The 8,364-nt window shown below is 70.9% G+C and carries 8 protein-coding genes and 1 pseudogene; 4 read left to right on the top strand and 5 right to left on the bottom strand.

Annotated elements, in window-relative coordinates:
* Positions 1 to 316, top strand: a pseudogene (locus tag ACFV2X_RS54815) (hypothetical protein); the annotation flags it as partial.
* A gap of 59 nt (positions 317 to 375) precedes the next feature.
* Here the strand turns inward: ACFV2X_RS54815 and ACFV2X_RS54810 are convergent.
* Both ACFV2X_RS54810 and ACFV2X_RS54805 read right to left on the bottom strand, forming a co-directional pair.
* Positions 376 to 825 (bottom strand): transposase, encoded by a 450-nt coding sequence (locus ACFV2X_RS54810; protein WP_385631671.1) that lies wholly within the window; start codon positions 823 to 825, stop codon positions 376 to 378.
* Positions 797 to 1,057, bottom strand: coding sequence for a transposase family protein (locus ACFV2X_RS54805; RefSeq protein ID WP_385631668.1), 261 nt, complete (start codon positions 1,055 to 1,057; stop codon positions 797 to 799). The genes ACFV2X_RS54810 and ACFV2X_RS54805 overlap by 29 nt, the downstream gene beginning before the upstream one ends.
* 278 nt (positions 1,058 to 1,335) lie before the next feature.
* Here ACFV2X_RS54805 and ACFV2X_RS54800 point away from each other — a divergent pair, with 278 nt between their 5' ends.
* Positions 1,336 to 3,201 carry a transposase gene (locus ACFV2X_RS54800; protein WP_385631665.1) on the top strand — a complete coding sequence of 622 codons (1,866 nt, stop codon included), beginning with the start codon at positions 1,336 to 1,338 and terminating at the stop codon, positions 3,199 to 3,201.
* A 183-nt stretch (positions 3,202 to 3,384) separates the two neighbouring features.
* Here ACFV2X_RS54800 and ACFV2X_RS54795 read toward each other — a convergent pair whose 3' ends face one another.
* Positions 3,385 to 4,083 carry a DUF4232 domain-containing protein gene (locus tag ACFV2X_RS54795; protein ID WP_385631663.1) on the bottom strand — a complete coding sequence of 233 codons (699 nt, stop codon included), beginning with the start codon at positions 4,081 to 4,083 and terminating at the stop codon, positions 3,385 to 3,387.
* 205 nt (positions 4,084 to 4,288) lie between these two features.
* Here ACFV2X_RS54795 and ACFV2X_RS54790 point away from each other — a divergent pair, with 205 nt between their 5' ends.
* Both ACFV2X_RS54790 and ACFV2X_RS54785 read left to right on the top strand, forming a co-directional pair.
* Positions 4,289 to 5,227 carry an alpha/beta hydrolase gene (locus tag ACFV2X_RS54790; protein ID WP_385631661.1) on the top strand — a complete coding sequence of 313 codons (939 nt, stop codon included), beginning with the start codon at positions 4,289 to 4,291 and terminating at the stop codon, positions 5,225 to 5,227.
* A 10-nt stretch (positions 5,228 to 5,237) separates the two neighbouring features.
* Complete coding sequence (locus ACFV2X_RS54785; RefSeq protein ID WP_385631659.1) at positions 5,238 to 5,957, top strand: helix-turn-helix transcriptional regulator; 720 nt, start codon at positions 5,238 to 5,240, stop codon at positions 5,955 to 5,957.
* Between the two features lie 46 nt (positions 5,958 to 6,003).
* On the opposite strand, the gene ACFV2X_RS54780 is transcribed toward ACFV2X_RS54785, so the two are convergent.
* Both ACFV2X_RS54780 and ACFV2X_RS54775 read right to left on the bottom strand, forming a co-directional pair.
* Positions 6,004 to 6,621 (bottom strand): GNAT family N-acetyltransferase, encoded by a 618-nt coding sequence (locus tag ACFV2X_RS54780; protein WP_385631657.1) that lies wholly within the window; start codon positions 6,619 to 6,621, stop codon positions 6,004 to 6,006.
* 29 nt (positions 6,622 to 6,650) lie between these two features.
* The coding region (locus tag ACFV2X_RS54775) for an RHS repeat-associated core domain-containing protein (RefSeq protein WP_385631655.1) at positions 6,651 to 8,364 on the bottom strand (1,714 nt) is incomplete at its 5' end.

Genomic DNA, 8,364 nt, shown 5'->3' with positions numbered 1-8,364 from the left:
CGTACCACCCCTGGAGGTAGCACACTGGCTACTGCGCCCAGCCAGAACGATCAAAGCCACCTTCCAGGAACCTCAGAAAGCCTCGGCCTGGTACCGAGACCAGGTCACCGAACTGGCCCCCACCTTCATGACCGACCACGACAAGAACCCCACCCGACAAGCCGAACGCTTCGCCGCCGCAGAAGACCGGCTCAGCTGGGGTGGGGACGTCGTCGGCGGCTGGTATCTGCGGGGGACAGGATTCGCCTCAGTGCAGCTGGTCGCGTGCAGCGCGAACCGGGCCCGCCCGACCATCCCCTGCCCCATACTTCCCTAAGAGGTATCCCGTAATGCCAGGTCAGGCATGGTTTCCTGTGAGCAGTTGCGGATCTGTCGTCAGCCGTTGATCTCCAGTTTCAGGTTGTGCAGAGCAGCGATGCCGGCGACAGCGTGGTTGATCCCTTCTCCCCTGCGGCGGCACTGGCGGAGGACTTGGTGGTCCTTGAGGCGCGCGATGGTGTGTTCGGCGACGGCGCGGCGCTTGCGGAACCGCCGGTAGGCCCGGTCCTTGATGATCTTCCGATCAGGCCCGCGCCGGGGCGAGCGGATCCGCTCGATCCCTTGATACCCACCGTCGCCGGACAGGCGGGGATGAGCGGGCAGGGTCTTGCCGACGGTCTCCCGGAAGACCACCACATCGTTGCGGTTGCCCGGCCAGGCATCGCCGACCGCGACGATACGGCGGTCACGGGCCCGGCAGACGATCTGCACATTCTCACTGCGCCGGTAGGTCTTCGACTTCTTCGTTTTCCGCTGGTCATGCACCGGAATGAGGGTGCCGTCCACCAGCCACAGCTCCCGCCGGTCGGTGGGCGGCGGGCCGGTGCACGGTGGAGTCCGTGGTGGCGAACAGCGCGGCCAGCTGCTCCATGGTGAGGTTGGTGCGGTAGCCCAGGACGACCAGCAGCACCCGGTCGCCGAAGGCGAGTGACCAGGGCCGGCCGCACCCGCTGTCCGGGCGGCGCCGCCACAACCGGGTGATCAGGGTGTGCAGCTGCGGCCCGGACAGCCCGTCCACGCCTTCAACTGAGCTGAACGGCAGGTGGCGAGACGAAGTTTCATACAACTGACCGTAACCCGAACAGACTTCATGACGTTATGCCTGACGCTGACGCTGACGCTGACGCTGACGCTGACGCTGACGCTGACGCTGACGCTGACGCTGACGCTGGTCCGGGAGAGGGGGAGTGTGTGGTGAGTCGATCATTGGCTGCTCCTGCTCCTGCTCCTGGGTCGGGGCGGCGGTTTCGGGGGCCGAACCGGGGTGAGGTGTGGCGGCGGGCGGAGGATGCGCCGGTGTCGGTGATCCGTCTGCCGTTGGTCGTCGGCGATGTGGATGTCCGCCGCCGGGTGGAGCAGTTGTTTTCGGCGATGTGGCAGGTCAAACGCGCCGTGCAGCGTGATGCGAGGGCGGTGGTGGACGCCTACTGGGCCGGTGATGTGCGGCGCGAGCGGGACGTGAATGCATGGCGGGCCGAGCTGGGCCTGTCCCGCGCCGGGCTGGAGCGGCGCGCGTATCAGCATCTGGAGCGCTCACGCTGGTTGAGCGATCATGTATCGAAGGCGTTGGTGATGCACCAAGCCGACGAGGTGTGGGCCGGTGTGGCCCGGCACCTGCACCCCGACGCATCGGGGCGGCGGGTCGGGCGCCCTAGGACCGGGACCTGGTGGGAGTACACCCGCATCCCGGGCCGGGCCCGCTCGCACACCACCGAGCGCAAGTGGGAGACCTTCCGCCTGCACGGCACCCTCGCCGGACACCTGAACACCTTCCGGCACCCCGCATTGTCCGACCACATCACCACCCCCGCCCAGGCCGCCGGGCTCCCCCCGGGCGTGCGGGTGCTGGCCCAGCCCCGCCGCATACCCGTCCCCGCCCGGCCCACCGGCCGCATCCTCACCGGGACCACCGATGCCCGGGGGCGCCCACGCGGCAGGGCGGCGACCTGGTTCGACCACACCGGGCCGCTGACCGTCGTCTTCGCCGGAGGCCCCATCGGACGCGGGGAGATTGTCCTGCCGGTACGGCTTGCGCAAGGCGCCGGACGCTGGCCCTATCTGCTGCACTACCTGAACGACCCGAGCCGGTGGCACAAGATCGACCTGGTGCGCAGGCGGGATCCGGCCGCCCCCGGCGGCTGGGCCTACGAGGCCCATCTGATGATCCTGGCCCCCGGCCACGCCTCCACCGCCACCCGTACCCGGCGCCGCCAGGCCGCCGCCCTGGAGCGTATCGGCGGGGTGGACGGCAACGTCTCCAACCTCGCCGTCGTCTCCCTGCCCGCCACGCTCAACCCCGATGACGGCGGCGTGCGCTCCGACCGGATCACCCTGAGCGAGCAGGAGCAACACGTGCTGGCCGCAGGGCGCAGGAAGGCCCGGGGGCGCCAGCGCGCTCTTGACCGTTCGCGGCGCGCCTCCAACCCCCAGCAGTACCAGCGCTCCCGACGTCAAAAGGCCCGCGACGAACGCCGACAGGCAGCAGGCCTGCCTACCAAGGCGGTGACCGTCCCGGGCGGGCCCCGGCGCACCACCGCGACCGGAAAACCCCAACAGGCCTACCGCCGTGACACGCTCAGCACCGGCTACCGGAATCTGCGGGCCCGTCACAGTGCCGCGGCTGCAAGTGCGGCCGAGGCATCCCGTCACCGTGCGAAGAAGATCGCCGCCGCTGTGGTCGCTGCCCACGGCCCGAACCTGACCGTCGAGGACTGTGACATCCGCACCTGGTTCCGCCTGTGGGGCCGCGCCTGCTCGGCGACCACTCCCGGACGGCTGATTGCCGCACTCGCCGCCGAGTGCATGGCCACCGGCGGACGGCTCCTGCGCGCCTCGACCTTCACCACCGCCCTATCGCAGCACTGCCTGTGCGGCCGACGCACACCCAAATCTCTGCGCCAGCGCACCCATCACTGCGACCAAGCCCTGACCGAGTCAACCGCACCGAAGTCCGTGCCTCCGGGCCGGACCCGCGCGGCAGCCGAAACCCGCCGGAAGACCCTTCCCCGGCAACGGACGGCCTCTGCTCGGCGAAACGCCGGACCCTGCACCGTGACAACCCCGGATGAGACCCGACCCGCACCCGAGCGGCCCAAGGCCCACGCCGGAACGACACGACCGCACACCGGCCGCCCTCGTAGACACATACGGGATAAGTCTTAGCTACCGCCGGAAGATCCCACCCGATGCCTCGCCCGGAACGCCGATGGCCCCCGCGGGGGCGGGGGCCATCGGGGCGGGAAGCCGGGGGGAGGCGGCTCCCCGGGTCTGTGGGCCGGGTTGGTCGGCCGGTCGTCAGCTGACCGAGTGGGCTGAGCGAGTCGGCTGGACTATCGGCTGGGTGCTTTAGTCGAGGGCGTTGGTCAGGTCGCTCTGCCAGTAGGTGACCTGGGCGGTGTCGTCGATGTAGACGGAGCCGCCGGGGAGTTCGACGGACTTGGAGTCGTCGGAGCCTTCGAGGAAGACCTCCAGGGAGGTGGCCTTGTAGCCGTTCTGGCCCGAGCCGTCGGCGGAGGAGGTGCGGATGCCCGCGTACGCGGTCTCGCCGGGGGCGAGGGTGACCACGGCCTGCGGCTTGCTGTCCTCGTACACCGGGGTGGCGGCCTGGGCGTCCTCGCCGAACTTCAGGACCGGGTAGCCGGGCATGTTGCAGTCCACGCCCGCGTGGTTGTTGACCTCGAGCACCATGTAGTTCACCGGCCGCTGAACCGACTTGACGCCGACCGTCAGCTTGTTGATGTCACAGGGGCCGATCTCCTGCTCAGAGCCATCCGAGCCGTTGGCGCCGTCCTTGGAGGACCCGGACTGCCCGGTGCCGCCGCCCTTCTTCCCGTCGCTCGCGCCGCCCGTGGTGTCCGAGCCGCCGGAGCCCGACGTCTGGTCGGCCGGGGCCGAGCTCGGGCTGTCCGCCTTGCCCTCGTTCTTGGTGCCGGTGCCCTCGTCGCTGTTGCAGGCGGTGAGAGTGAGGGCGGCGACCGCGGTCAGGCCAACCGCGGCCAGGCGCACGGTACGGGCGCGGCGGGTGGCGAAGGCGGTGATCGACATGGTGGGTTCCCCCCAGATGGACTTGGCCGTTTCCGGTGTGTCTTTCTCGGTACGGCTCAAGCCTCTCGCCCCCCGCTGTCGTGCCACTGCCGTGCGGCTGCCGAGCCGCTAACGTCCCACTAACGCCCCGCCCTCACTGCTATGACGCAGCTCACCAGGAAACGGTGACAGGGTGTTGTCGCGGACGGCTGCGACTGTCGACGGCATGACGATCACCGATGAGGACTGCCTCGCCGAGACCCTGGCGTTCAACGAACAATTCGAGGCCGCCGCCGCAAGCCGCCCGCCCCGCGAGCAAACACCGGACGCGACCGTGCTCGCGCGCCTGCGGCGTAACCGCCTCGGCGGCGACACACCACCCGTGAGGCTGCCGCATGGCCAAGACCGCGTCGTTGCTGGTGGGGTGGGGGTCCGGGTGTTCGTGCCGGGGCAGGTCGACGGCGTGTATCTGCACATACACGGGGGTGGCTGGGCGTTCGGCTCTGCGGACGGGCAGGATGAGAGGCTGTGGCGGCTGGCCGTGCGGGCGCGGCTGGCTGTTGTGAGCGTGCAGTACCGGCTGGCGCCGGAGCACCCGTTTCCCGCCGGGCCCGACGACTGTGAAGCGGCGGCCCGGTGGCTGGTGGGCCACGCCGCAGCGGAGTTCGGCACCGGGCGGCTGCTGATCGGCGGGGAATCGGCCGGCGCCCACCTGAGTGTCGTGACGCTGCTGCGCCTTCGCGACCGGCACGGCATCACTGGCGCGTTCCGGGCCGCCAACCTGCTCTTCGGCCCGTACGACCTGTCGATGACGCCGAGCCAGCGGTCGTTCGGCTCCAGGCGGCTGCTGAGCAATACGGACACGCTGCGGGGCAGCTATGAGCTGGTCACACCCGGGATGGGGGCGGAGCGGCGCCGCGACGCGGAGATCTCGCCACTGTTCGCCGATCTGACCGGCTTGCCGCCCGCCCGGATGGTCGTCGGTACGGAGGATCCGCTGCTGGACGACTCTCTGTTTCTGTCCCAGCGGTGGCAGGCGGCGGGCGCGGCCGTGCAGCTGGGCGTCGTCGCCGGCGCGATGCACGGCTTCACCCTGTTCCCGCTGACCATCACCGGGCGGGAACAGGAACGTGAGCGGGAGTTCCTGGCCACCGCCGGACGGTAGCGTCGGCCTCATGAACCGCACTGCTCGGCTCTACGCACTGGTGGAAGAGTTGCGCGCGGCGGCGCCACGGCCGCTGACGGTCGCGGCGCTCGCCGCACGGTTCGAGGTCAGCACGCGCACGGTGCAGCGAGACCTTCAGGCGCTGATGGAGTCCGGTGTCCCGGTGCGCACCACGCCCGGGCGCGGCGGGGGCTGGAGGGTCGACCCGGCGATGACTCTGCCCCCGATGCACTTCACCGCCGATGAGGCCTGGGCATTGGCCGCCGCGCTGGCCGCGGCCGACACGGCCGCCCCCTACGCCGGTGCGGCCCGCACGGCGTACCAGAAGATCACGGCCTCGTTGACCGGTCCCGCCTCGGCGGCGGCCCGGGAACTGGCCGCACGGATCGTCGCGCTGCCGTCGCGGACCGACTCCGCGGTCCGCGCCGCGGTGGAAGCGGCCGTCACCGACAACATGGTGCTGCGGCTGTCCTACGTCGACGCGGCAGGACGCGAAAGCGACCGCGTCGTGGAACCGGCCGGGCTGCTCACCGCCGACGGCCGGTGGTACCTCATCGCCTGGTGCCGCATACGGCGGGCCGGCCGGGGTTTCCGGCTGGACCGGATCGCGGCGGCGGCTCCGACCGGTGAGCAGGCGCGCCCCCATGACCTGGCCGAACTGCTGCTCGGCTCAGTCGCTGCTGGTGCGGTGCGGCCCGCCGCGCTGGCCTCACTCACACCCCCGCCGTGACGCCGTGACGCCGTGACGAGCCGAAGCCACCACGCCGGGACCTCGATCACGCGCGGCGCGACGAAGCCCCCGCGCCGACCGCCGCCGAGCCGTGTACCGCGACCCCGGCGGGGCGGCCCAGCTCCAGGTACATCTTGACGTCGTCGAAGCGCTCGTCGCCGACGGCTATCCCGCTCGGCAGCCGGCCCCACTCCCGGAAGCCCAGGTCCTCGTACAGCGCGATCGCGCCGTGGTTGTTACCGCGTACGCCCAGGAGCAGCAGCTCCAGACCGGCCGTGCGTACGTCGTCGATCAGCGCGGACACCAGGAGCCGGCCGATGCCCCGGCCACGGGCCGCGGGGTGGGTCATGACCTGCTGGAGCTCGGCGGTGTGCCGGTAGCTGGCCACGGTCGCGCGCCGCCGCCAGAGTGCGCAGCCCAGCACCTCGCCCGACTCGTCCGCCGACGACTCGCCCTTCGACGTCGCCAGGGCGAACGCCGCGTCCCCGGCCCGTACGTCGGCCAGCACTCCGTCGAGCCAGGCGTCGGTCTCCGCGCGGCTGGGCGGCGCGAGGTAGCCGATGGCCCCGCCGGTCTCGCTGACGGCGTGGACCATCCGATGCATCCTCGCGCGCAGCGCGTCGTCCAGGGTGGTCGGCCACAGCAGCTCGACCGGGTCACTCATGTCGTATGCCCCTCGCTCCGTCCGACCGGTCACTCGATGATCGTGCTGCACGCTGCCCAGTGCACCCGGCCCATGTTCGGATCGAGCATGAAGGACAGATTGACCGGATTCTTCTCCGTACCGATGTAGTTGCCACGGAGGGCCAGATCGTCCTTCGGGGCCAGGGTGAAGTCCGGCATCATCTCCCCCGGCTGGTACACATACTTGAGCTCCGCTTCCATGCTCGGGTGTCCGGCGATGATGTGATTCGCGTCCCAGACCGACAGAGGCTCGCCGACATCGGAGTACACGGCGACACTCGTGCCCTCGGGGACCGGGAACGTCGGCAGGTCGGGCTCCAGGCCACCATGGCCGGCGAACACCAGCTCACCGTCCGGGCGTTCCTCGGGGAGGTAGTCCAGCAGGTGGCAGGGCGTGAGCCCCAGCGGGTCGACCCGGCGGTGGGGGTTGGGGACGTAGGCGACCGGGTTGGGCGCGGGGGTTAGACCTAGGGGGTCGGGGGTGAGGTAGCGGGCGGTGGTGGGGTCGTAGTAGCGGTGGTGGTTGTAGTGGAGGCCGCTTTCGGGGTCGTGGTACTGGCCGGGGAAGCGCAGCGGAGTGGTGCTCGCGCGGTCTTCTGCCGTGGTGCCCCAGAGGGTGGTACGGGTGCGCCAGGCGATGTCGCCGTTCTCGTCGACGAGTTCGGTGGGGGTGCCGGCCAGATCGGTGACGATGGCGTAGAAGCGGCGGTCGATCTCGCGCTGGGTGGTGGCCTCGGTGACCCGCTCGGTCTGGGCGAGGGGACGGAAGCCCTGGTGTTCCCAGGTGAGGGTGGTCGGGCCGGGGAGGTCCGGTGCGGTGGCGGTCTGTTCGACGAGGGTGTTGCGGTCCCAGGTGAAGTCGACCTGTTCGGCGATGGTGTGGCCGTCGCGTGCGAGGCGTTGTTTGGCGGTGCGTCGGCCGAGGGGGTCGTAGAGGTAGCGCCAGAGCGTGCCGTCGGGGGTGGTGAGGGTGGTCAGGTGGTATTCGGCGTCCCAGGTGTAGCGCCAGGTGTCGGGCTTGGCTGACAGGCGGGTTTTCTGGCGGAGGGTGGGGCGGCCTGCGGGGTCGTGTTCGTAGCGGACGCGTCCGGCGCGGGTGATGCGGGTGCCGGTGTAGGTGCGCGGGCCGGTGGTGTCGGCGGTGGCGGGGTGTTCGTGTGGCCAGGTGGCGTGGGTCTGGTTGCCCGCCTCGTCGTAGGCGTAGGTCTCCGTCCAGCTCTGGGCGCGGACGGTGGTGACCCGGCCCGCGTCGTCGAGGTCGAAGGTGCGGGGGCCGCTGAGCTGGTCGTCGATGGCGGTGAGGTGGCCGTCGGGGCGGTAGGTGTACGCCCGGTGCTGGAGGGTTCCGCTTTCCGGGCCGGTGGTCAGGGTCTGCTCGGACAGCCGTCCGGCCGGGTCCCAGATCTGCGCGAGTGAGGCGTTGGGCCCAAGTTGGCGGGTGGTTTCCCGGCCTACCGCGTCATACGTGAAGTCGAGGGTGTGGCCGCAGGTGGTCAGCGTGGTGCGGCGGCCCGCCGCGTCGTACGTAAAGGTGGACTTGGCGCCGGAGGGGGTGGTGCGGCGCACGGGGCGGCCCAGGGCGTCGTAGGCGCGGGTGAGAACGCGGTCGCCGACGACTTCCGCTATGGCCCGGCCCATCCGGTCCCGCCGGTACGTCAGTGCCACCTCCGGGCCGACGGCCTCCATCAGCCGCCCCACGGGGTCGTAGGAGAAGGTGCTGACC

The sequence above is a fragment of the Streptomyces sp. NPDC059679 genome, from assembly GCF_042734105.1.
In the GTDB taxonomy this organism is placed as follows: Bacteria; Actinomycetota; Actinomycetes; order Streptomycetales; family Streptomycetaceae; genus Streptomyces.
The sequence above is the reverse complement of the archived record's forward strand: the minus strand, read 5'-3'. Positions and strand labels throughout refer to the sequence as shown.

What these genes read in the sequence shown, in the direction of transcription:
- ACFV2X_RS54795 (WP_385631663.1), bottom strand. Translation starts at nt 4,083, where the DNA reads ATGTCGATCACCGCCTTCGCCACCCGCCGCGCCCGTACCGTGCGCCTG.
- ACFV2X_RS54790 (WP_385631661.1), top strand. Translation starts at nt 4,289, where the DNA reads ATGACGATCACCGATGAGGACTGCCTCGCCGAGACCCTGGCGTTCAAC.
- ACFV2X_RS54785 (WP_385631659.1), top strand. Translation starts at nt 5,238, where the DNA reads ATGAACCGCACTGCTCGGCTCTACGCACTGGTGGAAGAGTTGCGCGCG.
- ACFV2X_RS54780 (WP_385631657.1), bottom strand. Translation starts at nt 6,621, where the DNA reads ATGAGTGACCCGGTCGAGCTGCTGTGGCCGACCACCCTGGACGACGCG.